Here is a 22,963-nt window from a genome sequence, read left to right on the forward strand (position 1 = left end):
CCTTGTTGGATCGGTACAGCACCCCCTTGAAGCGTCGCTGTCTGTCGGTTTCATCCAGTCCTATCGGACGGAAACACGTATACGATGTCCACATAGTGGAATGACTGTGAACGACCCGGATACGCTGGTTTCACCGATCGACCTCGCCCGTACCTACCAGGGGGAGGCCTACGACGATCCGTGGACTGCGGTTGAGGATTACCAACGGGTCCTCGAGTACACCGGGCGGAATCCGAACGCGAGTGCCGGCAAGGTCGCCGCGAGTCTCGATCTCCCGCGTGGCCGTGTTCGGCCGTGGATCGATGACGGCGCAATCCCCCACCCAGTTCGTGGCATTCAAACGGCCGAAGGCCACGGCTGGATTCCACTTACCGAAGCAAGCGACGTGTTCGACCCATTCAACCGACTCGTCGCCTGGGCGCTCGCCCAGGGGACGATCAAGGCAGACACCTACAGCCCGTACTACCGCGTTGATGGTGACGACGATCGCGATCGCCTCGAGCACTTACTCGATGCCCTCGGCGTCGAATCGATGGAACACCGAACCGATGACGCCCACCGAAGTACCGAACGCACGGTTCGTGACGACGGCGCTGTCTTGGGCCGTCTCCTTACCTGTCTCGAGGCACCAACCGACGACGAACGGCCGACAAGCGTCCCGACCTATCTCGGGACCGTCTCTGTGGAGCGCCGTCGCGCCTTCGCTCGCACGTATCTCGACTTGCGGAGCGAGTACTGGGGGTTCACCGATCGGTGGGTGATCGAACACCAGAATCGGACCGACGCCTATCGAAAGAGCCTCGCACACTTCTTTTCGTGGCTCGGCGCCGACACTGAGATCCACGAGGATTCGATTAGCATCGATAAGGAATTTGTTGCCGGCCTGGGTATCGAGGTCTAAATGCCGACCGACGAACAGTATCTCGAAGATCTACGCGAATTTGCCGCCGAGCTGGGCAAGACGCCGACGCGTCCCGAAATGAACGAGGATGGCCCGCATTCCTCAACGCCGTACTACAATCGGTGGGACTCGTGGAACGGGGCACTCGAGGCCGCTGGGCTCGAGCCGAATCACGAGTACGTCTCAGAGGACGACCTACTCGCGGATCTCCGGCGGATTGCCGACGAACACGGCCACCCAGTCCGTATCGAGGACGTTGAGGAACACGGGAACTACGATCCGTCGACCTACTACGGCCGTTTTGACTCGTGGTTCGACGCCCGCGACCAAGCCGGGCTCGAGGCCGACGACGTTCGTCCCGGCCGGCGCGTCGACGCAGACGCGCTGATCGATGCTGTGCAGGAGTTGGCGCTCGAGTTGGGTCGGCCGCCGTCGAAAGCCGAAATGAACGATCGCGGCGAGTACTCAGCATCGCCGTATCTCACTCGGTGGGGAACGTGGGAGGAGGCACTCGAGGTCGCAGGCGTCGCGACCGATTCATAGTTACAGACGCGGCGGGGCCGTGTGTTGGAGATGCGAGTCAGATGTCCGCCCTGAACAGTTCGGACACTCGTCGACGTTGCCCTGGTTGTTGCCACAGACGCGGACGTACTGGCGTGAGACTGGCGATCCACAGGTTATGCAACGATCCATACCAGCACGCCAGCGGTAGCGTGCCTAATTATCACGAATCTATGAAGGTCCTATCTACCGACTTCATAGAAGATAGATTTAACAGGGACAGGCTTGAGGGAGCGTTCATGTCGATCCACGAAACCTACGCGAATACGACGACGGTTCAGGGACGGGAGGCCGACGATACCGTGTCGACGACCATCCCGAAGCCGATCGCCAAAGAACTCGGGCTCGAAGCGGGCGAGCCGGTGTTGTGGCAGTGCGATGAAGGCGATGGGGTTGCACGCCTCAAAAATCCGTGTCGGTGACTGCTCGAGAATCTTCTGTTCGATGATAGAGAGGGTTCTCAGACAGGTATAGACCAACTCGAGAACACTGAATGAGGGGCAGTGTTCTCCGCTTGCTGTATGAGAGGCAAAGCGGACAGTGATCGTGCAGCGGGGGTCACGAGAGCGGCCAAAGGCTATTGACGAACTCCCCCATCCCCCGCCGATTGCCTGTTAGTAGTTCTCCCACATAAATGATTGGAAAGCTACAACTCTGCGTGGGTGTGAATACGTATGCCGGCTGTGACATGGTCCCTGGGTGAGACCATACCCCCTGTCAGCCGGCTACGATCGGATGCGGTGATGAGTTCGTAGCGGGGAAAGGTGATGTCCCGTGTGGCGAAGCCGCATGGCAACGACAGACCGCCGCTCCCCGCTATCTGGATATATCCATTTGTCTAAATAAATCCATTGGCTATCGTATCGTATGTATGTCTGACTCACCAGTCTGTACGCACTCCCGCTCTACGTGTTCGGGTCGGCTCTCCGAGAACCTCCCCCCGAAGTTGGACGTAAATATCTCGATTAGTATGGGTGATGATTATTGCGCCGTTGGTTCATCAGGAAAATCCTCGATAGCATCCGCTTGTAGCACTTGTCGAATATGGAAATCTTTCTCAGATGCTTCATTTATCTCCAACGCCGACTCAAGATGGTCTTTACACTGATTACTGAGGTCCGCCATATTCCTCCGTAAAATGTGGGATGACAATATAAGTTATGAGAACTAATAGAAATTATCTAACGGTATCGGTATCGGTGTCTGTCAGATACATTGGCAGCTACCGCTCGCCCGTCCGAGAGTTCCTCTAAAGTCGGACGCCGACCGTCGCGATCGCCGCACGGACACACCGGAAATCGGGTGTGAACGACCGAAAAGACTAGTATGTTTCTGCGAGAGTGTCCGCGTAACTCGCTTTCCGGTTATGAATCTCCAACAGCACGAGAACCGAGACGACATGAAGGTCTGGCTCAGCCAGGCCGAAGTTGACCAGTTGCTCGAGGCGGCCGGTAGTCCACAGCAACGAATCGCATTCGCGCTCGGAGCGCATTGCGGACTCCGATCGCACGAAGTACTTGACGTTGCACCGGAGAATATCGTCGACACCGACGCCGGGACGATGCTCCGAGTGTGGCACGGGAAAGGCGACAAATTCCGTGAGACGCCCGTCCCACCCGACCTGGCGACGACGATCGAGACGGTCGACGGCTATCGAGACGATCCCTCGAGCGCATCGCTCGTCGAGATCTCGTCGACGCGCTCGTTGCGTCGCTGGGTTCGATCGGTTGCAGACGAGCTGTACGACGAGACTGGCAACGCCGGGTGGGATCACCTCGGCTTTCACGATCTCCGTCGGACCTGGGCGACCGCGCTTGCGAGTGAGGATGTCGATCCGCTACTGGTCTGTGACTGGGGCGGGTGGAACGATCTCGAGACCTTCCTCGAGCACTACCGAGGCTCGTTTAGTCCGGAAGCGCAGCAGCGAGAGCGCGGCAAAGTGGCGTGGCTTTGAAAAACAAATGTCTCGGGTTTTGTAGCTTCACTTTCACTCCGGACGGATCCGATTTATAGACAGTCGCTACTGACGACAGGTTATGATCAAGGACGCTCGAGCGCTCGAGACGCGCCACGTTCCGCAGGACCTCGAGCATCGAGAGGGGCAGATCGACCAACTTGTCGGTGAACTCAAACCGATCACACACGGGCTCTCAGGTGAGCATTCGTTCATTTTCGGTCCGAGCGGTACCGGGAAGACTACGCTCGCGAAGTTCGTCGTTCGGAAGCTCCAGACGGAGGCGTTCGGTGTTCGTGAAGCCTACCACAACTGTATGTCTGCGTCCTCGAAAAGCGGCGTGTTACGAAGTCTCGTCGACGACGCGGGCCTCGGTAAGCACATCCCGAAAGGCGGGATCGAGTCGGGTCGCTACATCGAGAGCCTTCGGGATACCGACGAGCACATCGTCGCGATCATCGATGAGGTCGACGTGATCGACGACGAGACCACGCTGATCGCGCTGTCGGAGATCGAGAACGTGACGCTGATCATGATCACGATCGACGAGAACGACTTTTTCAGCGATCCGCGATTTGATGGGCGGGTCAAATCTCGGTTCCAGCACTGCGAGATGCTCCCGCTACGGCGGTACAGTCATACTGAGCTCGAGGACATCATCTGGGCGCGGATCCGCGCGGGGTTGAAGCCCGGCGTGATCGACGAATATGTCGTCGAGTACATCTGTAACAAGGCAGCTGGTGACGCTCGGGAAGCGATCATCCTCCTACGCCGGGCCACCATGCGGGCGTACCACAACGAGCAGTCTGAGATTACGGCCGGCGACGTAGACTCTGTTGAGACTGGTGCACGCGAGGAGAAGCGCCAAGACCTGATCGACGAGTTGGGGACACACAAGCGACTCCTCTACGATATCATCGAGCGTGCTGGGAAGATTTCGTCAGTCGAGCTGCGAGAGACCTACGAACAGCGCGCACAGAACCCGCGAGGGGATACGTCGCGTGGGCGGTATCTGAACGCTCTCGAGAACAACTACGGGCTGATTACGTCATCAGGGAACGGCCGCGGGAAGACCTACGCCGTCACCGAGATTTGAGACTTCTGCCCATTCTGCCCATCTTCTGCCCACCGCAATAGAGCCTTTCTCTGACCGGTTTTCGATGCCGCTGAGCGTTTTGGGTCGACTTCTGCCCATCGCCGGTCGACTCTTATCCCATATTCAGACGATCATCGAATCATGTCCGTCAGAATTGGTGACAGGAGCGGCCCCGACGAACCGCGGTTGAAGACCGAACTCGAGGACGGCCGTGAGGTCGAGATCGAGATTACGGGCTCACCGCAGAACAAGCGTCGGATCGATGTCGAGGTAGACGGCGGGCGTCGGTGGGTGTTCGCCGTCCAAGAGAACGTGGCTGTCCTGGTGATGGCGCTGAACGAAATCGGGAGTCGAATCGATGTGGACGTGCTGCCGACCTGGATCGAACCGACGTTGCAGCGCATCGGACTTGAGGGGGTCGAAGCGTGAACTCAACGGTTCTCGTCGATCCACCGGCACCAATCGTAGAAGTCATCGGCCCCACACTGATCGGCGATCGAACGGAGCGTCCCAATCGCGATCTCGTCGTGTTGGGGGACATCCACCAGCCGAACTTCGCCTGTCTCCGGGTGTTCGTATCGGAGACGGACGTGGCTTCCGTGTCGACTGACCGGCTTGTAGCCCATCGACCGCAGAACTTTCACTACTTCCCGGCCGGAAAACGTCGTCCTTACCATCCGTTACTTCATGAATTCGGGGTGGTCTTCGGGCGGCACTTCCTCGATCTCGTCCGGATCGATCCCCAGTTCCTCCTCGAGGAACGCATCGGGATCGTCGATCGACTCGCCGCCACCCTCGTGGAGTTCGATCACTTCTGCGAGCTGTGCGAGCGCTTCCGCGCGTGTCTCACCGCCTCGGGCCAGCCCCGTCTCGAGGTCTTTCGCGGTGACGGTGCCGTCGCTCTCGTAATAGAATTCGACGCCTTCGTCTCGCTCGTTTCGGCTCGCACTCGCCATATACGTTCACGTAGGGGAAAGGCAGTGATAAGGGTTCGCTCCACACCGAGCACATCAATTCTCGGTTGGCTCGAGGGGATCGATGCGTGAGGGGGTCAGTCTTCGTCGATCTCGAGTTCATCGGGATCAATTTCTTCATCCAAATATCGCTTTCCAAGTTCCGTCAGAGAGTAATAACCATCTTCAGCTCGGTTCAGAAGTCCATTTTCAGAAAGGATTCGGCATCTCTGTCCAACGTAATTCGGATGGGAATCAATGTTTCTACCAATTACTGCGGGCGGAACTTCTCGAGCGTCTCGAACGTACTCGAGGATTGCATCATCAGTTGGCTTCATCCATTGTGCCCGCTCCCGCATAATACGGTAGGGGAGCGGTTTGCGTATCAATCCACGCCATTTGACATAGTTCCTGCGCATTTGCACAATAGAAAAGTACCGTATGCGCATAACCAACTATTGAGCTTTGCATCTGCGAAGATTATAAGATACTTCAGTATAGACTGTGTGTCAGCGCGAGTTTCACGCGGACCTGACTGTCACGGTCCGTTACAGAAATGCGGTCCGGTGTTTGGGCACCGGGTCCGCGCGGCTCGCGTAGCTGAGGTACGCAAGCCATGACAGGCAATGAATCCGGGGGCCTTGAAACTCCCGAACGGACGGAAGCATCGGCTCTTACTACCAAACGGACCAGCGATCGACTCGCGGGATTCGACATCCGATTCACCCGACCGGTCGCCGAGACCGCTACGGAGGGCAAGTGAGACATGGCCGAACCGGTCGCACTCCTGTTGTGGGGGTGCGTCGTCGCGATCGCCGGTAGTGCTGCCCTCGCGTACCTAATTCGATTCGGGAAGCGAATGGCCGGTACGGGGGACAAGTAGGACAATGCCGCTCGTTGGAAGCCGAATCAAATGCGTTCGATGTCGGGAAGAGCGGCCATTGAGATGGCTGAAACACGATCGCATCCGGCTGATGACTGGTCCGAACGGAAACCGCCTCTACCGAGAACATCACCACGAAGCCTGGGACGAGTACATGGCCGAGAACAAGGAGAACTCAGACACATGAGCGAACACTACAGCGACGATACTGAACGATCCGGCGACGAGTACGAGTGCCCGGCCGACGACTGCGATTACGTCGGGCCTGCCGGGACGCGCGATTACTACGGCGCGCACATCTACGTGTGTCGGCGCTGCGGCCACGAGATACGGGCGGCTGATCCGGATAGAATCGGAGGTGAATCGCCGTGACGGAGTGTACCGATCGCTTGTGTGGCCGAGAGTCCGAGTTCGCCTACTGGATGGGGGAGGATTTCTCCCGAGTTCTGGACCCCGAGCAGGATGATCTCGACCACGGCGACCTCCACCCGTACGTCTGCGAGTCGTGCCGCGACCGGATGACCGATGGACCACACTGGGACGAGGAGCGTTTCGCCCGACCCGAGGAGAAGTTAGTTACGGTCGCTGACGGAGGGAAAAGCCGCACACTACAGACGGGAAGTGAACGCGAGTCCGGTACGGAGGGCGAGCCGGAAACATGAGCGATGATGTAGACGAGATCGTCGACAAGCTCGCCGACCGACTCGATGAGTCTGCCGACCTCGAGCCGACTGATCCTCAAGAGGCGTTCGACCTCTGGATGCAGCAACTCGATCGAGCCGAGTCAACACTGCAGAGTTACGAGTACCGGATCAAACCGTTCCTCGAGTTTTGCGACGAGAATATTACCACGCTCGATCAGCTCACATCGCGCAAAATCAAGGAGTTCGAAGCCGAACGACGGGCGTCCGGATTGCAGCGACAAACGATCAACAACCAGTTTGGGACGCTCAAGCAGTTCTTGAGTTACTGCGAGGACATCGACGCGATCAGCGAAGAGGTGTTGCTCTCGCTTGATGTCCCGGACCTCACCAAAGAGGATCGCGTGAACACTGAGAAGCTGGTTGCAGAGCGATCCCAGACGATTATTGACCAGATGGAGCGGTTTCAGTACGCCTCACGCGAGCACGTCCTATTTCTGTTGCTCTGGCGGACGACCGCTCGCATCGGGACGATCTACGCGCTCGATCTCGAGGATGTCTACCTGGACGACGGCGATCGCGAACGGTTGCGGCTGTACCTCAGAGAGAGTGGGTACTCGGCCGATGTCGTCGACGACATACTCGAGGAAGCCCAGCTGCCGTTCATCTTCCCACGGAACCGTCCGGAAACTGGAACGCGATTGAAGAACGGCGATCTCGGCGAGCGAGTGATCAACATCGCCGACTGGGTTGCTGAGACGATCCGTGACTACATCGACGTGAATCGAGCCGATCAGACCGACGAGCATGGTCGCAAACCGCTGTTGACGACGCGGAAGGGCAACAGGCGGCTCGCAAAATCCTCGATGCGTAACTGGATCTATGTCTACACGCAGCCCTGCGAGTTCGGCGGCGACTGTCCTCACGACCGCGATCCCGAGACCTGCGAGGCTCGAGAACACGGCCATGGGTCAAAGTGTCCGAGTTCCCGAAGTCCGCACAAGCTCCGGACCGGGTCGATCACGTGGCATCGCGACCAGGGCTGGCCGATCTCCGATCTGTCGGACAAGGCCAACGCTGGCGAGGAACTGATCAAAAGCGTCTACGACCAGCCCGAGAAGCTGGTTCGGGGTGCTGGGAGACGGCATCATCTCGACAAGCTCGACGACAACTCAGGTGGTTCAGAATGATACTAAAACAGATAGAAACGATCGCGAACCCGACGCTGTCACGCACAATGGAGTACGCCGGATTCCTGACTAGAACCTCAGCGGTCCCACTCGAAATCAACTCGGATCGGTATTACTGCACGCTGAGCGCCTGTAGCCCCAAACTACAGCCCAAATCCGGGTGGAACAAACCCGTCGTTTAAGTAGGAGGTGGTCCGCATGAGCGTCGACGCTGAGGACCTCCCTCCGGCGGTGCACAACTGCCGGTTCTGTGGCTTCGAAATCGAAGATACAGGCCAGCAGTGCGCCGCGAAAGACGACCGGGTGTGTCGGCCATGATCCGTCTCGAGAACAGCAGCGACCTATCGAAGTGTCTCTGCTGTGGATCACACGTCACCCCGCAGTTCCGACGTGGCTACGGCGATGGTGACGATCGCGCCCATCGCTGTCCCGACTGCGACACCTACACGCGTCTGACCGATGGGAGCGCTGCAGGGCAAGACATTTCGATCGCTGACCCGCTCGAGAACCCATCTCGGTTCAACGAGTGTTACGAGGACTTTCCGGCCCACGTCCAGGCGACCTTCCGATGGTCCAGCGGTAGCGACTGACGGGGGTGAGCGACAGTGAGCGAGAACTGTAGCGGCGGGACTGATCGTCTACGAGCGTTTCCCGAGTTGGAAATCAGGTCAAATCTACTCCTCGGTTATTGCGTCGTCGACGAACAGTGTCACCCGTTCGCCAGGCGTCAGATCGTCGACGAGCAGCCCGAACTCGTCACGTCCCGCGAACGACCGGACGCGCGGAGCGGATGCATCTCTATCGGTACGTTCGCAGACGAGTTCGACCGTCCCGGTATCGTCAGCATGGAGTTCGAACTTACGCATACGGTGGAATACCACGGGATCGAATATGGCTGTACCCCTTCCGAACAGGTGCTGTCCCGTTCACTACGCACGGGTACTGGTCGCGAACCCGGTACGGAGGAGAAGTAGGATGTTCAGGCTCCTGCTGATCCCGCTAGTCGTCTACGGGTGCATCAAAATCGACATGTGGTCTCGAGAGTGCGCGAGACAGGCCCAGATCGATCGACTGGCTGGGGGAGGTGGCCGACCTTGAGTTCCGAGATCGACCATCCCGACCGCGATCTCGAGGCCGGTCTGCATCAACGAGAACATATCCTCGATATCGTCCACTCGACCAGCGACCGCTTTGAACAGGAAGATGTCTTCTGGACTCACGAGATCGACCACGAGATTCCCAGGATCGAGATACCGTTCGCTCCGCTCACGAATGCCTGGGGACAGAATCAGTTTACCGATCACCTGCTGGTTGAAGATGTCGATGCGACATCCATCATCGTTCTCGAGGATGCGCTGGGCACCGAGTTTTTCGTACTCTTCGTCCGGTTCCCGGACGATATCGTATCCTAGCTCAAGGAGCACCGCTTGTAGCTGACTCAGATCGTCACCGGAGGAGACGATGAGGTCGATATCTTTGGTCGTCTCTTTAAGTCCGCGAAACGCCATCGACCCACCGCCAATCAAGAAGACGGTGAGCGGGTTGTCAAGCTGCTGGCCAATGCGCTCGAGCTCTGAGCGAATGTATGAGCTATCGAATCGCGCCCTCACAACGTCACCTCGTACTCTTCAGCCAGTTCCTGCAAGTCCTCCCACTCGGGAAGGCGAGCCGTCCGCTGGTCACCACTGGTGTCGAGATACGTGCAAAGCTCGTCGACGAGGTCGTCGACGCTGTACTTGGTGGCTTGGACTCGGAGCACGTCGCGGTCGATGTCGACGTGACTGAGCAAGAGCAGACAGTATGACTGAGCCCGTGCGCCCGAATCGATAAGGAGCATGTGGCAGCACAACATCTCCGGAGGGAACTCATTCGTCGTCTCCGAGTAAAGGTAGTATCGACGGTCACGTGCCAAGAGTGGGAGGCCAAATCGCTGGAATTGGTCTGGCCCTGTCAGAATGAAGTGCTCCTCGGTGATCTCAGTCGTTGTCTGAACAAGGAACTCGTCGAGGGATTCCCAGAGGATCGTGTACGTGTCGGCCTGCTCTTGGACAGTCTGGCGGTGGACGTGGTGGGCAAGCTCACGAGCGAATGCACTCAGCTGTTCGAAGCCGTCATTCAGTGCGTACGCACCGTCGTCGGTCTGGTAGACGGTTCCGCGATGCTGAAGCGGGGGAAGCGCACGGTGGACGGTGCTTCTGTGGACGTGAGCGTGACGTGCGAGATCGGTCACAGTCTGTGGAGTATCAAGGGAGTAACAAACACGGAGGGCAGCCCCTGACAACAGCTCCGGCCAGTCGATGTGTGAATACTGCTACGTGAGGTCCGTGAGTAACTCGAGTGTCTTTGCGTCCGACAGTCGAACCCGCTTTGTTTTCCCCTGTCGGCGTGCCTCGACGAGGCCAGCTATTTCGAGCCGTTCAACGAGTTCGGGGGTGTAGCTGAGACTCCGATCAAGATTCGTTGCGAGTTCAGAGACCGTCTGCTCACCGTGGAGGGCAGTAAGGGCGCGAACCTCACCTTCTGTGAGCATATTGTTGCATACAAGCGAACCTATATATAAATGACTTCGGTATTTTGCAACACCCAGCTGGCTCAGTCGAGACAGGAACGTACAGAGTGAAAGCCCTCGGCCGCTCGACATCCCGCGACCGCGCGAGACTGCGTCTCGCTGGCTCTCGTTCGCTGCGCTCACGAGAACGCCGCTGCGCTCCTCTTGCCTGCGGTGCTTACGGAGTCGGGGGATGACCGAGATGGCCTCACCCTTTCTGAGTCCACCAGGAGACCGGCTGGGTCACTGATACTGTCGGACAGAAGTCAGTAAAACGTCGGTCGCGAATTCGCGGCCGTCCTTACGGTGACGGCCGCAGTACTGCGACCGATCGTTGAATAGTTCTGTCCAACAGTATGAGCGTCGAGCCCGGTTGAACAGGTTCGTTGTTACGGCTCGCCCCACTCGCCGGTTCCGCCCTCCGCTTGCTCACGACTCACTCCGTTCACCGTTCGCCTCGAGGCGCTCCCGGTGGTCGCGCCTCGCTTCGCTCGTGACCAACCATTCCGGGCCTGCGGGCGCTCTACGCATCGCGAGCGCCCGTTCTGGGCTAAAATGTATGTGCCCTCGACGTAAGGTGGGTCGTGAAAAGAACACTGGGAAAGACGTTCACTGCAGATGCGAACTGAATTGGAGAAACCGACATCTGTTATTGTTCGGAAGTCGTAAACTGTTCCCCTGCGACCGAGAGTTCTTCACTCGCGGTTACCACAGCGGGAAGTCTATCACCGGGCCATATGACGTTTACATCGGGTTCATAGTGGATCAGCCCTTCACCTGCCAGTTTCGGAAGGCGGTGATGGATTAGATCGATGTACACCTCTTGAGTATCGGTTTCTTCTCTCGTCGCAATCTGGTTAGCGATTGTTTCAGCGCCGAGGGGCTCCTCTGCTAATGTAACTGCACGAATTACGTACCATGATCGCGTATCCGTTGCTAGGGTGGCAAATGCCTGAGCGTCGTCGGAAAATGGGTCAATCCCTTCTTTGGCTAATCGCTTCTTATCCCCGGTATCAAGAGCAATATCCAGATGCTGGCGTTCGTTCGAGATCGTCCCAAACAACGACACAACTCCTCCGCTCAGTGCCCCGAGAATGACGAGCAATTCGGGGTTGATTACGGCCTCACCACCGAACTGTTCGGCACTGACATAGCCGAGTAGGAGCAACGCTGCGACGCTCGTTCCGACGAGACACCACTTCGCGATATTCCATCCGTCCCCATCTGGCAGTTGATGTGCCGCGAGCCAGTAGCCGCCATACACAATCGCCGCTGCTGGGCCGCCGACGAGCGCCAGTTCAGTCATCCAGACTACCAGCGGTTCCGGGTGGGTGACGAGGTACATGAGTCCAGCAATGCCCAATACCACACCAATAGCGGTTATAAGCCAAGATGCGGGGTCATATCGAACCTTCAACCTGCCCTGTGTATCATTAACTCCCATGGAAAGAGATTGACGGATGGCAATCATAGTCTTTTCTCAAACTACAGGCACAATGTCAAGCAGTCCTTTAGCTGAGATATTAAAGATACTCTGCCGGGAAAGACGGTTTTTCACGACTGTAACAGCGCGAGCTATTTGGAATGTAGACGTCCTGGACTGTGAATCATCATCGCAAATCAAGCCAGCTTTTGTGCCACAGTCGCGCTATGGATTCAGCAGACTCTGACCGAACTACCGAGTAGCTGGCAAAAATAGCGTGCAACATGTCGAGAATGAATCCAGCACGGCGGCCCCATTTGTTCCACGGTGAAATATTAAATAATAGGGCAGTATATATGAGGATCCATCACGCTGAAACCTTCGATTAGTAGACTGTAGGCAGAAATTTGTGGATACACGACGCGTCTGTGAATTGCAGGAATAGATATATAGCACGGTTTTACGTTTGACATTTCATGAGCAGGGACAGTCCGCAATTCGTTGTCGTGATCGCGTTCGCTACGGTAGCGGGTTTTCTTCGCGGCGGTCTGGACGCGACCACTGCCGATCTCGTAGAGGCGCAACTGATCACGGAATTCGAACTCTCTATCGACGCGATTGGCCTCCTCATGAGTGTACTATCTCTGCTCGCGTTGGCGGCTACAATCGGCGTCTTCGTTACCGGATACTGGTGGGCAAATCGAGCGGACATTCCTGCTGCATATGGTCGGTTCGCTGTCTGGTTGTGTATTACCGCGGTTGCCGGGTATGGACTAGGGTTTCTTCCGCTGTCCCTCCTCTTCACTGACCAACCAATACTGGCCGTATTCGCTTTCTTGTTCACAGGTGCGGCCTCTTTGATCACTATTCCGATAACGGGTCTAGCTGGTGGTGCAATCGCACAGTATCGCTCGGTCACACAAAGCTCCTAACGGTGCCTTCTCTTCTTCCAATTATTCAGGAAATATAACTATATATCTTGTAAATACGACTACGACCGCATATTGGTTCAGTGACTTTCTTTTCTGTACTTAATATTGGGGTACGCAACCGATCGTAACCAGTGTGTTCTCGAGATCAAAACAGCGAACCGTTCGGCCAAAACCGCCCGGTCTCGTCTCCTCGTCCCACATTGGTAGGACCACGGTCCCGGGTGACGAACAAACCAGTGTCAGCCGGTCGATCGACGCCAGGCACGGGATCTGGTTGCGGGTTCGGTAGCGTGAACCAGTCAGTTTGTGCGTCCCGTTCGAACTGCACCGGCTCGAGCGGTTCGGGAGCTGGCCGACGCTCACGGTGACACTCCTCGGCCGCCCGTTCGACGAACTCGTGGCCGTACTCGGCGCGAATATCCTCGATCGCTCCTGGGCGCGACGAACGCGATCACTCGAGACATCGAGATCGTTACCGGCCAGAATCGTCCAGAACACGTCGGGATCGTGTTCGTCGTGCAGTGTCATTGGATTCGTTATTCGTTCCAGTTGGCGATAACCTGCTCGTCGCCACCAAGTTCACCGTAGACGGTGATCGATTCCGGGGCTGCAATCTCGGCTGAATCGCCTACTGTCCACGGGTTTCGGGCGTGACTACCGTCCGGAGCAATGGGTTCTACATCGGTCCCGTCGTCGTATTCGACGTAGATTGCATCGGTATTGCCCTCGCTAATCACCTGCACAGTGACAGTGTCTCCTGATACGCTGAAATCGATGCCAGCGTTTGCTGACTCGTTCATGTTACCCATGTCCATCACGAACGCGGCGATAACAGCAGCCAGTATCACTGTGATAGCAACCATCAAGATAACACCAATAACAGGCGATACCGCTCGTTCGTCGTCGGTCTCGGTTAGTGTGGTACGATTACGTGTTGTGTGCATTAGTTCATCAGCAGCACCTGCTACCGGTCGAAAAGAGGTGTAGGGGGTACTACCGATTGCGTGGTAGCCGACTGGAGCGTTTGTTACCCACCGCCCTCCCAATCTTCGCTCGTGGCGCTACTCGTACTCAGAGCGGCTGAGAATATATAATTCGTTGTTAGGTACTGTCTAATACAAATGAAATTGAACGGTCCGTTTGACTGCGATAATAGTCGTATCTAATGACGGTTGCGTCGACACTCCAACGGGAAGGAGTCGCCCCACCAAAGCCTACCACCGATTCTCGCCAGGGGACCAGTATCAAAGCAGACATAGCTATACGAAATTCTCGAGCAGACTGTCTCTCGAAGTGCAATGACTATCAAGCGTGTCGTACTGTCTCTGCACCACAACTCTCACAGATCGCGACGAGTGCGTCTCGATCAGCCGTCGGTTCGATGCGAACGGACTGGCGATTCCCGCAGTCTGGACACGAACGACGAATGTCGATATCGTCGCTATCAGCTGGGGCACCGAGTGCAAGTGCAACGACTCGGCCATCCGTCTCGTTGCGTCCACGTTGCCACTCGCCGGGCGCAAATCGGATGGCCTCTTGTTCGCTGACCGCCACGTCACCCGTCTCCGTCTCGAATGTCGCCGTTCCCTCGAGGACGTAGAAAATTTCCTCCTGATCGCCGTGGCGGTGATAGCCAAACCCGAAACTCTCGCCGGGATCGAGAACGTAGTGATTCATCGCGAGATTCTCTGCCCCCAGTGCATTGGAGAGCGACCGTTTGTTCCGTGCTGGACTCATCCACGTGTCGACGTCACTGAGACGGACCTGTTCCATGGGAATAGCGTACGGGTCGAGATGCATAACAGTGTCTATTGTGAACACGGGACGATTGCGGTTCAGTGGCTATAGTAGCCACTGCAATTCAATGCACACCTGATCGCGCGACGGCTGTGCGATCAGTGTGTAAATCGTTGCAGTTGTTACTATAGTATCGCTGTCCGGGTCGGTTCGACCATCTGTCGACGATTCGTGGTCGGTTCCATCGGCTCGGTGTCGGTGACCAGCTCGGTACTACCGGTACGCTGGAAATTCGTTCATCGGTATGTCGAGCAGGAACGCCTCGGTAATTAGATTGTACTATATTGGAAATAGTCTTCACATCTATGCCGAGGGTGTCTAGCACCTTTCGGCGATATTCTCGACCCCCAATATATAATTCATACACATATGTTCTACAATAAAATTCTATTTGTATTATCTCTCTGTCCTCTACCAAATCTCACCGACATATTCTAGAATTCATAAAGTGTCAGTATGGGTTCTGCATAACCAATTGTTGATGTGTATGGGGTACTTTGCCACAATACATGTTCTATTTATACAATATTACTAGTGGGTATCGGTCCGAGTCGTGGATGAGTAGTCCCCCTTCGTACAAGAATACAAGTAGAATAAACAGTGGATTGGGAACGGTTGGAAACGCCGATCGCCTTGAGAAGTAATATTACGATAACCGTCGGTTGAAATAGTTCTCTTGGTTACAACCTGACGAAAGATCTTTTCGATGTCGTACCCACAGCGGCCGGACGTCGTCGATATCGATCGTCGTTCACTCTCGAGAGCTCGAGAGTTATTTCGTCTGTCGAAACGGATATCGCCACGCTGGTCACGAGTAGCGTTTTCGAGACAACGCCGAGACACAGTATCCATCTACTATGGCGTCTATTCCGCTCGGATGTCGGGTGTCTTCGTCTTTCGTCGATCTCATGTAGCAGGCCTTTGTTTCGCCACTCGAAACACCGTTGCAGGGGGCGTCACCCAAACCGTCTGCCGGTGACAACGAATGAATAGCGGTTTCGATCTGCCGATCGCGCCCACGGTTTACATTAGTATGTGTGTATAGTACCAGCTAGAACAGTCGTGATATATATTGTTTGTATCTGGTTTCTCCAAAGATCTTCTTGAGTTTGGATTGGAATTGGCTTTACGATGGCCGAGAGGTCGTTAGACAGTCTAACAGTCAGATAAAGAGAGAGAACAGTGCCTCTCCGCGATCGGCTTCTTTTCACTGGAAGCCATAGCTACCACCGCTCTTCATCATACTCTTTGCGAAAAGACGATCGCCGATAGTACTGTCGACGGTTTTGCGTCCTTGTCTGGAGTGTTGAGAATTCGAGCCCGACGCTGTTTCGCTTCCCGAACCGCTATTTAAAACGTATCACAAAGCGAAACGCAGCTAGCGAGTGGGACAGTATTGTTTCCTCAGAATGTACGCCATTCCTCAGCGCGGTTGTGAAAAATAATGGACTTAGATGGCCTCTAGAGAAGTATCTTGGAACTTGTTCCCGCCGTGAGCTAGTATCATTGGTCGAGCACATTGCGCCGATCGCTACGGTCGCCGAGCGTCTAAATGGCAATGCTTATTTGAGGGGTTTTCCCTACTGTGGGGTGTGGCTACAATGTCTATTGACCGACGATCATTCCTCAAAGTATCCGGTGGTGTAAGCGTCGCCGCTCTAGCTGGCTGTCTCAGCGGCGACGTACAAGCAGTATCGATCGGTGTCCCTGGCGACTCGTCGACGACGGGACAAACGACGCAGGCGCTGCAGGCGGTCGCCCAGGATAAGGCGGAGGAGCTTCGACTCGACGTCGAAGATACGGGTGGCGATCCGGCGAGCGTTCGTCTCTACAATAACGACGAGATCGACGGTTACTCCGCGAGCAATTTCATCTCGACGAACGCACTGACCGATACCGAGCCGTTCGGCGAAGATCCGGTCGATGGGATCGCGTATCAGGGGTTCCAGATCGGGGCCCTCGACCTCCACTGGCTTGCACTGGACGGCTCGGGAATCGAAACGACTGACGACCTGCTTGACGACGATGTCAGTGTCTGGATGCTGCCGCCTGGATGGGGCCTTCGACAACTGACCGACACCGTCCACCAGAGTATCGGTATTCACGACGAACTCGAGGAGAACTCGATCGACGCCGACACTGGTGACATCGCGGGTCGGATCGACGAGGGCGACGTGGATGCGCTGGTCTCGTACGGTGCCAACGGCATCAACCTGCCCGGTTGGGCGACCGAGGTCGACGCTCGTTCGGATCTGTACGCCGTCGAAGCGACCGAGACGTTCCGCGAGGGCGCAGCACAGACTGATGGCGTCAATACGTTGGATATCGACGTCTACGGCTACGATCAGGATCTCGGGGCGGACTCGGTCTTCTCGTGGCAGGAGACCTTCCAGTTTTTCTTCTCGGAGGATCTCGAGGCTGACATCGTCTACGACATCGCGGAACTCAGTCACGAACACTGGGAGGACGCTCGCGATGCACAGCCAGCGTACCTCGATCACTCCGACCTCGACAACATGACCGGTGGCTTCATGGAAGACGTCCCGGTCCATCCTGGAGCAGCCGATTTCTTCGAAGAGCAAGGTGCGTGGGACGATTCGCTTACCCGGGGTGACTAACCGGCGGTTCCCGTACTGAGGACTCCTTATGGACATCAAATCATCGCGGTTCGCATTGACCGTTCTGACGGTTGCGTTCTGGGCGTGGGTCGTCGCCTACGCGTGGTTCCAGTGGCTACCCCGCGCACAGTATACGATCGCGTTCGTTGGACTCTCGGTGCTCGTCTATCTCCTTCACGAGTACACCGAACTCGAGGCGGACGATCGACAGTTGCTTCAGATGGCCGGTTTGTCGGTGCTTGCCGTCGTCACGATCGTCACGACGGTCTATCTGTACGGCAACTACAACACGCTCGTCACGACTCGAGTGGGTTACGCGCTGTACTACGAGGAGGCGTTGGCGGCGGTCTTTACGATCGGAATGATCTATCTCACCTACCGATCGTTCGGGCTCGCGTTCGTGTCCGTGTTGCTGTTTGCGATCGTGTACGGCTACTTCGGGAACTATTTCCCGGGCGTTCTGGTTCACGGCGGGTTCTCCACGACGCGAATTCTGAACATCATGGTGCTCGAGATCAACGGCTTCTACGGCGAGCTATCGGAGATCATCGCTGCCTGGGTCGCACTGTTTCTGCTCTATGCGGGCCTACTGAAAGCCTACGGTGCGTTCGATTTGATTATCCGTGCAGCGTTCAGAACGGCGACGCTCGTCAAGTCCGGCGTCGCCCAGTCGGCCGTCGTCGCGAGTCTGGTTATCGGGTCGATCAACGGGTCGCAAACGGCGAATGCCGCGATGACGGGGTCGTTTACGATCCCGCTGATGAAAAGTAGTGGATTGAAATCTGAAACGGCAGGCGGTGTCGAGTCCGTCGCATCGACTGGCGGCCAGATTATGCCGCCGGTCATGGGTGCCGCTGCGTTCGTGATGGCATCGTTGCTCGGCATCGCGTATATCGATGTCGTCATCGCCGGACTCGTACCGGCGGCTATCTTTTTCCTCTCTGTCGCTGCGGGCGTTCACTACACGTGGATCGCACAGAGTGGCGAATCGGATCTCGACGTTACGGACCACGTCGACGAGGTGAAATCGCAATCGCAACTGCTCGTCGAGGGGTTTACGTTTGCCGTGCCGCTGGTCGTCCTCATCGTGTTGTTGGGCGTGCTCCAGTGGACAGTCATGACGTCCGCGCTCTATACCGTCATCACGATGATCGCCTTCGGTGTGGGTGTGCCCGTCGTCTCGGCCACACTGCGTGACTCTCAGACAGTGGCAGGCACTCTCAAGACGAAAGCCGTCGAGACCGTCGAAGGCTTCCGGTACGGAGCCGTCATCCTCGCGCCGATCGCGATCATTATCGCAGCCGTCAACGGTATCGTCGACGTGCTGGTCTCGACCGGTATTCCCGGCATTCTCTCGCTCATGCTTATGGATCTCTCCGGGGGCGTCATGGTCGTCGCCGTCGTCCTCGCGATGGTCATCTGTATCCTGCTCGGGTTGGGGATGCCGACGGTTGCGGCCTACTCGCTCGTCGCCTTGCTCATCGCGCCGACGCTGATCACCGAGTTCGCAATCCCGGATCTGGCAGCACACTACTTCGTCCTCTATGCGGCGATTCTCTCGGGTATTACACCACCAATCGCGATCGCCGTCGTGGTGACAGCCGGTATCGCCGAGTCTAACTTCTGGACCACGTGTCTCGAGGCGATCAAGCTGGCTGCACCGCTGTACGTGTTGCCGTTCGCGTTCGTCTACAACCCCGAAATCGTCGTCGGCGGATTCACGACTGCAACGATGTTCTCGGGTGCACTGGCGCTGCTTGGCGCGGTCTATATCATCCACGGGCTGAACTACTACGAGCGCGCATTCGCCACCGGGCGCGCCACGAACGCCGGTATCAGAGTCGTCTTCGTCGCGCTTGGAACGATCGCGATGGTCGCGCCAGTTCGACTGGTGCAAGTGGGCGCGCTCGCGCTCGGAACGGTGTTGTATCTCGCTCAGACATCGGCCTGGAGACGAACATCTGCGCCAACGTCCGATTGAGGGGGTCTGCGTACCGTTTTACCGGGCGATCGCAGGACGATCGCGGTCGCGCCGGTACCGACGTACCGTCGTCCGTATGAGAACCCACTCGTTCCAACGTTTTCTTCGCTGTCGGCGACGACCGGCTTCCCAGCGGGAATCCGAGGGCGCCGTCGGCCACCGCAGGCCTTCGGCCCCACGAGCGAGGATCTGTTGCAATCGCCGAAACGAACGCGCCATCCGTTTCGCTGTAGTGAACCTTTTGGCGTTGCAGTACATACAGCGGATGATGGCCAAACGTGTAAGTGACGACCGACGCGTCGAATCGACGACGCCGCGGATACAAAGTGTCGAAAGGTCACTCGAGATAATCGAGGAGTTGAAACGCCAGGACGGAGCAGGCGTCTCGGAGCTCGCGTCGGCTATCGGCGTTTCGAAGGGGACGGCGCACAAGCATCTGGTAACGTTGCTCGAGCACGACTACGTCCGTAAAGACGACGGGAGCTACCACATCGGACCGCAGTTTTTAGATGTCGGCGGCTACGCGTTACACCAGTTCAGGGGCATCTCCCACATCGAACCGAAAATCAGAGAACTCGCAGAACTGACGGGGGAAACGGTTCAGTTTTCGACCGAGTCTCGAGGCCGATCGATCGTCTTGAAACGGGAAGTAGGCACGCAAGGTGTGTGTAGCCGCGCTCGGCTCGGGAAGCGATTCTACATGCATCAGATCGCTGGTGGGAAGGCCGTGCTGGCAAACGTCCCCGAACGGCGGGTTCGAGAGATTATCGATCGACACGGACTGCCGGCAGCAACCGAGTCGACGATAACGAACGAATCGCGGCTGTTCGACGAACTCGAGGCGATCCGGAGCCGCGGCTACGCGTTCAATCGCGACGAAAGTACGGATGGATTGCACGCCGTCGGCGTTCCACTCACGGGCCCCGACGGTAACGTTCTCGGGGCGTTCGCGGTCGCCGGTCCGAGCCATCGAATGCGCGGTGAGTGGTTCGAAGACGAGATTCCCGACTTCATGCAGAGTGCTGTCAACGAACTCGAGTTGAACCTGACCTACTCCTGACCGACGACCGATCTCCGCGATCAGCGCACGTGAGCCGACAGCGAGACATCCGAGGGAAATAACTCGTCCGAAACCGATACACGAGACGGTGTGGAACTCTGCAGCCATATTGCAATCTATTTGCAATCTTGACGTGGTTTCGATAGACGTACGAGGCTGGCATCTGAGGACAAGTGACGGGGACTTACCGATTGGTGGCCACAAATATACGAAATAATTTCATATAGAGTAGCATATATATCGTAATTCGAACCGATCAATCGAAATCGCCGCCTCGTCCAGTAACTCGGTCTGCCCTATCTATAGTACCCTCCAAATCACCGCATACCTGGCCGGACGATATCCGGACGAGTAGTGTGTGAATAGTTCAAGTGTTAGTATAATGGCGTCCGAAGCCGAGACTGCGAGGTCGAATCGAGTCCGTTACTGGATCCGTACAGTCGACGTTTGGAACGCACTCCGATCGATTCGAACGACTTTGCAGGGCCGATTCCGACCGTTTGGAAATATCTCGATCACCTGGCGAACACTCCCTCGAGCGATTGTTTGGAATCACAAACCACGGCCGCTCTGACAAGATCGTCCACTACTGAATATACCTTATTGTCGATATATAGTCAATACACTATTTATATTGTCATATATTGTGGGCACTGACGATCTACCGATGATAACATAGACCGGGAAGATCGTTGGCTCCTGAATCCACCATATTGTAGTTGTTGTAAATTATTGTCGGCGACATCGTGATGAAAACCCGTTCGGAGCGATCGACAATCGTGGCCGCTTCCACGATACTGCGGTTACGACCGTCGACCGGAAACGGCGTCGTGGATTGTGACCTCGCGGTTCTCGACGATCGTATCGACGCAATTCGTCGCTTCGAATTCGGTGGCGTCGAGTTCGGAGCCTCGTCGGCCTGGTCGGGGAATTGCTCTATCGGCCAGGTTGGTGCAATCGAGGAGATGCAGTTCGTTTCGCGAGTTGCTCGGCTCGACCCAGCCGCCGCGACCTACGGTCCAGCGTCGACGAGCTCTGCCTCCCCGTAGGTCTCGTCGACCGACGTGACACGGACGGTGGCTTCGATCGCCGCGATATCCGCCTCGAGAAAAAGGACGAATCCGCTGTCGGTCTTGCAGACGAGCGTCCCGTCGGCTTGCTCGTCGACGATGTCGACAGTTACCCGATCGCCGGGCTCGGGTTTTCCACCAAGGGACTCCCCGCAACGCCAGCAATCAGCATCGTACTCCGGGGATCCTTCCGGGGCGTTGCTCGCACCGCATCGCGGTTCGTCGCACTTGATAAACGAGTCGTGTTGTCCTGGCTGGTAGCGTCCCACACCGCCATCGATGCCACTGCTTCCTAAAAGTGTAGCGCTATGGTGACATCCGCTCACGACTACATCGTGGGCGTTCGTCCCCGATATTCCGAACCAACTGAAAGAGTAGCAGAATAGTCCATAGTATTGCGCTAGTGCTATTCAGAGGGTGACAGATTTACACTGATGAATACAGAGCGCGTGTCGGTCCCGCAACGTTCTCAGTGTCGGTGTTTCTGGATCGGACAGATAGCCTCAGCTGCAACGGGTGATCGTCTGAAAAATCGAGGGTGTTGGTTGTCGCTGTAAGCGACGAGTGTGCCTCGGTATTATAGTCGGACGACGTTCGCGGCGCGAGGCCCCTTCGGTGAGGACTCAATGTCGAACTCGACCTCAGTCCCTTCCGTCAGGTCCTCCCCGCCTACATCCTCCATGTGGAAGAAAACGTCTTCGTCGTCGTCGAGATCGCCGTCGTCAGTCGAAATGAAACCGTAACCGCCAGTGTCGTTGAAGAAATCAACCTTTCCGTTTGCCATTACAAACAAGCGTACGGCCAGAACACGGATAACACTTCCGCGAGTCGCGGTACCGCGGCTCCTGATCGAAAACGGACGGATGGATGTGCGTACAGCTCGTTCGGATTTGGGCAGTGCGTTCGGTTCCGGAGACCCAGGTATTTACCGGGCGGTCACGAGGTAAGACATGCATCGCCATGAAACCGTGCCAGAGCTGCCAGACGGACATCGACGAGTATCTCCTCGATAAACAACTCGAACCTCTGCGCGAACTCACGGCTGACGACTTCAACATTTGTGCGGACTGTGCGACCATCGTCGCGGATGCATGCGTGAAGTGTAGCGGCGCGGTGTACGTTCCTCGAAACGAATCCGTCACCCCTGACTACTGTCCGGCGTGTCGCTCCGATCTCATAGACTGCACTGGCCACGATCCCGGCTGGACGCGTGGCCACGTGTCCACCTGAACGCGAGTCGCTCTCGAACAATATTTTCGTGTATGTGTTTAGCCCGGGCTGATTTCGGTACTCTCTCGTAGGAAGCGTTCAACGGACGCGATATGAACAGGCAGCAGACATCGGATACGATTCTC

General features: G+C 56.6%; 25 protein-coding genes and 2 pseudogenes. 15 read left to right on the top strand and 12 right to left on the bottom strand.

All coding sequences use genetic code 11. From position 1 onward, the window contains the following. The first annotated feature begins 106 nt into the window (after positions 1–106). Together D8Y22_RS12740 and D8Y22_RS12745 are read left to right on the top strand one after the other, a co-directional pair. Positions 107–901 (top strand): hypothetical protein, encoded by a 795-nt coding sequence (locus D8Y22_RS12740; protein WP_141465087.1) that lies wholly within the window; start codon positions 107–109, stop codon positions 899–901. Beyond that, entirely contained in the window at positions 902–1,444 is a 543-nt protein-coding gene (locus D8Y22_RS12745; RefSeq protein ID WP_141465088.1) for a homing endonuclease associated repeat-containing protein, read from the top strand. It abuts the gene before it with no gap. Here the strand turns inward: D8Y22_RS12745 and D8Y22_RS23540 are convergent, their stop codons facing one another. Continuing rightward, on the bottom strand, positions 1,445–1,594 hold the full coding sequence (locus tag D8Y22_RS23540; protein ID WP_449421054.1) for a DUF7563 family protein: 150 nt from the start codon (positions 1,592–1,594) through the stop codon (positions 1,445–1,447). 107 nt (positions 1,595–1,701) lie between these two features. On the opposite strand from D8Y22_RS23540, the gene D8Y22_RS12750 reads away from it, so the two are divergent. The 4 genes from D8Y22_RS12750 to D8Y22_RS12765 all read left to right on the top strand — a co-directional run bounded on the left by D8Y22_RS12750 (position 1,702) and on the right by D8Y22_RS12765 (position 4,941). Further along, positions 1,702–1,884 carry an AbrB/MazE/SpoVT family DNA-binding domain-containing protein gene (locus D8Y22_RS12750; RefSeq protein WP_141465089.1) on the top strand — a complete coding sequence of 61 codons (183 nt, stop codon included), beginning with the start codon at positions 1,702–1,704 and terminating at the stop codon, positions 1,882–1,884. A 944-nt stretch (positions 1,885–2,828) separates the two neighbouring features. After that, positions 2,829–3,416: a tyrosine-type recombinase/integrase gene (locus tag D8Y22_RS12755; protein WP_141465090.1), complete on the top strand. Its 588-nt coding sequence runs from the start codon at positions 2,829–2,831 to the stop codon at positions 3,414–3,416. A gap of 82 nt (positions 3,417–3,498) precedes the next feature. Continuing rightward, on the top strand, positions 3,499–4,512 hold the full coding sequence (locus tag D8Y22_RS12760) for a Cdc6/Cdc18 family protein (protein WP_141465091.1): 1,014 nt from the start codon (positions 3,499–3,501) through the stop codon (positions 4,510–4,512). Positions 4,513–4,653: 141 nt separating this feature from the next. Further along, positions 4,654–4,941, top strand: coding sequence for a hypothetical protein (locus D8Y22_RS12765; RefSeq protein ID WP_246084429.1), 288 nt, complete (start codon positions 4,654–4,656; stop codon positions 4,939–4,941). Between the two features lie 2 nt (positions 4,942–4,943). Here D8Y22_RS12765 and D8Y22_RS12770 read toward each other — a convergent pair whose 3' ends face one another. The 3 genes from D8Y22_RS12770 to D8Y22_RS12780 all read right to left on the bottom strand — a co-directional run bounded on the left by D8Y22_RS12770 (position 4,944) and on the right by D8Y22_RS12780 (position 5,824). Then, the gene (locus tag D8Y22_RS12770) at positions 4,944–5,189 is read right to left on the bottom strand and encodes a type II toxin-antitoxin system HicA family toxin (RefSeq protein WP_141465092.1); all 246 of its coding nucleotides are present in this window, start codon (positions 5,187–5,189) and stop codon (positions 4,944–4,946) included. 3 nt (positions 5,190–5,192) lie between these two features. Beyond that, a complete protein-coding gene (locus D8Y22_RS12775; RefSeq protein ID WP_141465093.1) occupies positions 5,193–5,468 on the bottom strand; it encodes a type II toxin-antitoxin system HicB family antitoxin in 276 nt (91 codons plus the stop codon). 95 nt (positions 5,469–5,563) lie between these two features. Beyond that, a complete protein-coding gene (locus D8Y22_RS12780) occupies positions 5,564–5,824 on the bottom strand; it encodes a hypothetical protein (RefSeq protein ID WP_141465094.1) in 261 nt (86 codons plus the stop codon). A gap of 707 nt (positions 5,825–6,531) precedes the next feature. Between D8Y22_RS12780 and D8Y22_RS12785 the strand changes: the two genes are divergently transcribed. From D8Y22_RS12785 to D8Y22_RS12800, 4 genes are all read left to right on the top strand, one after another. Beyond that, on the top strand, positions 6,532–6,720 hold the full coding sequence (locus D8Y22_RS12785; protein ID WP_141465095.1) for a hypothetical protein: 189 nt from the start codon (positions 6,532–6,534) through the stop codon (positions 6,718–6,720). Between the two features lie 50 nt (positions 6,721–6,770). Further along, entirely contained in the window at positions 6,771–7,010 is a 240-nt protein-coding gene (locus D8Y22_RS12790; RefSeq protein ID WP_141465096.1) for a hypothetical protein, read from the top strand. After that, positions 7,007–8,179 (top strand): tyrosine-type recombinase/integrase, encoded by a 1,173-nt coding sequence (locus D8Y22_RS12795; RefSeq protein WP_141465097.1) that lies wholly within the window; start codon positions 7,007–7,009, stop codon positions 8,177–8,179. Before D8Y22_RS12790 ends, D8Y22_RS12795 begins: the two co-directional genes overlap by 4 nt. A gap of 314 nt (positions 8,180–8,493) precedes the next feature. Next, positions 8,494–8,769, top strand: coding sequence for a DUF7563 family protein (locus D8Y22_RS12800; protein WP_246084430.1), 276 nt, complete (start codon positions 8,494–8,496; stop codon positions 8,767–8,769). 84 nt (positions 8,770–8,853) lie between these two features. Here D8Y22_RS12800 and D8Y22_RS12805 read toward each other — a convergent pair whose 3' ends face one another. The 4 genes and pseudogenes from D8Y22_RS12805 to D8Y22_RS12820 form a co-directional block, all read right to left on the bottom strand. Further along, a complete protein-coding gene (locus D8Y22_RS12805) occupies positions 8,854–9,045 on the bottom strand; it encodes a hypothetical protein (protein WP_141465098.1) in 192 nt (63 codons plus the stop codon). 228 nt (positions 9,046–9,273) lie between these two features. Beyond that, positions 9,274–9,789: pseudogene (locus D8Y22_RS12810) on the bottom strand (DUF6036 family nucleotidyltransferase); the annotation flags it as partial. Then, positions 9,786–10,709: pseudogene (locus tag D8Y22_RS12815) on the bottom strand (helix-turn-helix domain-containing protein). The pseudogenes D8Y22_RS12810 and D8Y22_RS12815, both read right to left, overlap by 4 nt. 667 nt (positions 10,710–11,376) lie before the next feature. Then, positions 11,377–12,171 (bottom strand): DUF7344 domain-containing protein, encoded by a 795-nt coding sequence (locus D8Y22_RS12820; protein ID WP_174811848.1) that lies wholly within the window; start codon positions 12,169–12,171, stop codon positions 11,377–11,379. Between the two features lie 455 nt (positions 12,172–12,626). On the opposite strand from D8Y22_RS12820, the gene D8Y22_RS12825 reads away from it, so the two are divergent. Then, complete coding sequence (locus D8Y22_RS12825) at positions 12,627–13,082, top strand: hypothetical protein (protein WP_141465100.1); 456 nt, start codon at positions 12,627–12,629, stop codon at positions 13,080–13,082. Positions 13,083–13,618: 536 nt separating this feature from the next. Here the strand turns inward: D8Y22_RS12825 and D8Y22_RS12830 are convergent. After that, the gene (locus D8Y22_RS12830; RefSeq protein WP_449421055.1) at positions 13,619–13,945 is read right to left on the bottom strand and encodes a type IV pilin; all 327 of its coding nucleotides are present in this window, start codon (positions 13,943–13,945) and stop codon (positions 13,619–13,621) included. 442 nt (positions 13,946–14,387) lie between these two features. After that, entirely contained in the window at positions 14,388–14,855 is a 468-nt protein-coding gene (locus D8Y22_RS12835) for a cupin domain-containing protein (protein ID WP_141465101.1), read from the bottom strand. Between the two features lie 1,625 nt (positions 14,856–16,480). Between D8Y22_RS12835 and D8Y22_RS12840 the strand changes: the two genes are divergently transcribed. From D8Y22_RS12840 to D8Y22_RS12850, 3 genes are all read left to right on the top strand, one after another. After that, positions 16,481–17,497: a TAXI family TRAP transporter solute-binding subunit gene (locus D8Y22_RS12840; protein ID WP_141465102.1), complete on the top strand. Its 1,017-nt coding sequence runs from the start codon at positions 16,481–16,483 to the stop codon at positions 17,495–17,497. A gap of 28 nt (positions 17,498–17,525) precedes the next feature. Beyond that, on the top strand, positions 17,526–19,478 hold the full coding sequence (locus D8Y22_RS12845) for a TRAP transporter permease (protein WP_174811849.1): 1,953 nt from the start codon (positions 17,526–17,528) through the stop codon (positions 19,476–19,478). Between the two features lie 268 nt (positions 19,479–19,746). After that, complete coding sequence (locus tag D8Y22_RS12850; RefSeq protein ID WP_141465103.1) at positions 19,747–20,538, top strand: IclR family transcriptional regulator; 792 nt, start codon at positions 19,747–19,749, stop codon at positions 20,536–20,538. A gap of 1,012 nt (positions 20,539–21,550) precedes the next feature. On the opposite strand, the gene D8Y22_RS12855 is transcribed toward D8Y22_RS12850, so the two are convergent. Beyond that, on the bottom strand, positions 21,551–21,877 hold the full coding sequence (locus D8Y22_RS12855) for a TRAM domain-containing protein (protein WP_141465104.1): 327 nt from the start codon (positions 21,875–21,877) through the stop codon (positions 21,551–21,553). A 308-nt stretch (positions 21,878–22,185) separates the two neighbouring features. Continuing rightward, a complete protein-coding gene (locus D8Y22_RS12860; RefSeq protein WP_011323528.1) occupies positions 22,186–22,392 on the bottom strand; it encodes a cold-shock protein in 207 nt (68 codons plus the stop codon). A 176-nt stretch (positions 22,393–22,568) separates the two neighbouring features. On the opposite strand from D8Y22_RS12860, the gene D8Y22_RS22860 reads away from it, so the two are divergent. Continuing rightward, complete coding sequence (locus tag D8Y22_RS22860) at positions 22,569–22,838, top strand: DUF7571 family protein (protein WP_141465105.1); 270 nt, start codon at positions 22,569–22,571, stop codon at positions 22,836–22,838. Positions 22,839–22,963: the final 125 nt, after the last annotated feature.

The organism is Salinadaptatus halalkaliphilus (assembly GCF_006543045.1).
Lineage (GTDB): Archaea > Halobacteriota > Halobacteria > Halobacteriales > Natrialbaceae > Salinadaptatus > Salinadaptatus halalkaliphilus.

Excerpts from the sequence above, each read along its gene's own strand:
- D8Y22_RS12745 (WP_141465088.1), top strand. The coding sequence starts at position 902 with ATGCCGACCGACGAACAGTATCTCGAAGATCTACGCGAATTTGCCGCC.
- D8Y22_RS23540 (WP_449421054.1), bottom strand. The coding sequence starts at position 1,594 with ATGGATCGTTGCATAACCTGTGGATCGCCAGTCTCACGCCAGTACGTC.
- D8Y22_RS12750 (WP_141465089.1), top strand. The coding sequence starts at position 1,702 with ATGTCGATCCACGAAACCTACGCGAATACGACGACGGTTCAGGGACGG.
- D8Y22_RS12755 (WP_141465090.1), top strand. The coding sequence starts at position 2,829 with ATGAATCTCCAACAGCACGAGAACCGAGACGACATGAAGGTCTGGCTC.
- D8Y22_RS12760 (WP_141465091.1), top strand. The coding sequence starts at position 3,499 with ATGATCAAGGACGCTCGAGCGCTCGAGACGCGCCACGTTCCGCAGGAC.
- D8Y22_RS12765 (WP_246084429.1), top strand. The coding sequence starts at position 4,654 with ATGTCCGTCAGAATTGGTGACAGGAGCGGCCCCGACGAACCGCGGTTG.
- D8Y22_RS12770 (WP_141465092.1), bottom strand. The coding sequence starts at position 5,189 with ATGGTAAGGACGACGTTTTCCGGCCGGGAAGTAGTGAAAGTTCTGCGG.
- D8Y22_RS12775 (WP_141465093.1), bottom strand. The coding sequence starts at position 5,468 with ATGGCGAGTGCGAGCCGAAACGAGCGAGACGAAGGCGTCGAATTCTAT.
- D8Y22_RS12780 (WP_141465094.1), bottom strand. The coding sequence starts at position 5,824 with ATGCGGGAGCGGGCACAATGGATGAAGCCAACTGATGATGCAATCCTC.
- D8Y22_RS12785 (WP_141465095.1), top strand. The coding sequence starts at position 6,532 with ATGAGCGAACACTACAGCGACGATACTGAACGATCCGGCGACGAGTAC.
- D8Y22_RS12790 (WP_141465096.1), top strand. The coding sequence starts at position 6,771 with ATGGGGGAGGATTTCTCCCGAGTTCTGGACCCCGAGCAGGATGATCTC.
- D8Y22_RS12795 (WP_141465097.1), top strand. The coding sequence starts at position 7,007 with ATGAGCGATGATGTAGACGAGATCGTCGACAAGCTCGCCGACCGACTC.
- D8Y22_RS12800 (WP_246084430.1), top strand. The coding sequence starts at position 8,494 with ATGATCCGTCTCGAGAACAGCAGCGACCTATCGAAGTGTCTCTGCTGT.
- D8Y22_RS12805 (WP_141465098.1), bottom strand. The coding sequence starts at position 9,045 with ATGCGTAAGTTCGAACTCCATGCTGACGATACCGGGACGGTCGAACTC.
- D8Y22_RS12820 (WP_174811848.1), bottom strand. The coding sequence starts at position 12,171 with ATGGGAGTTAATGATACACAGGGCAGGTTGAAGGTTCGATATGACCCC.
- D8Y22_RS12825 (WP_141465100.1), top strand. The coding sequence starts at position 12,627 with ATGAGCAGGGACAGTCCGCAATTCGTTGTCGTGATCGCGTTCGCTACG.
- D8Y22_RS12830 (WP_449421055.1), bottom strand. The coding sequence starts at position 13,945 with ATGGTTGCTATCACAGTGATACTGGCTGCTGTTATCGCCGCGTTCGTG.
- D8Y22_RS12835 (WP_141465101.1), bottom strand. The coding sequence starts at position 14,855 with ATGGAACAGGTCCGTCTCAGTGACGTCGACACGTGGATGAGTCCAGCA.
- D8Y22_RS12840 (WP_141465102.1), top strand. The coding sequence starts at position 16,481 with ATGTCTATTGACCGACGATCATTCCTCAAAGTATCCGGTGGTGTAAGC.
- D8Y22_RS12845 (WP_174811849.1), top strand. The coding sequence starts at position 17,526 with ATGGACATCAAATCATCGCGGTTCGCATTGACCGTTCTGACGGTTGCG.
- D8Y22_RS12850 (WP_141465103.1), top strand. The coding sequence starts at position 19,747 with ATGGCCAAACGTGTAAGTGACGACCGACGCGTCGAATCGACGACGCCG.
- D8Y22_RS12860 (WP_011323528.1), bottom strand. The coding sequence starts at position 22,392 with ATGGCAAACGGAAAGGTTGATTTCTTCAACGACACTGGCGGTTACGGT.
- D8Y22_RS22860 (WP_141465105.1), top strand. The coding sequence starts at position 22,569 with ATGAAACCGTGCCAGAGCTGCCAGACGGACATCGACGAGTATCTCCTC.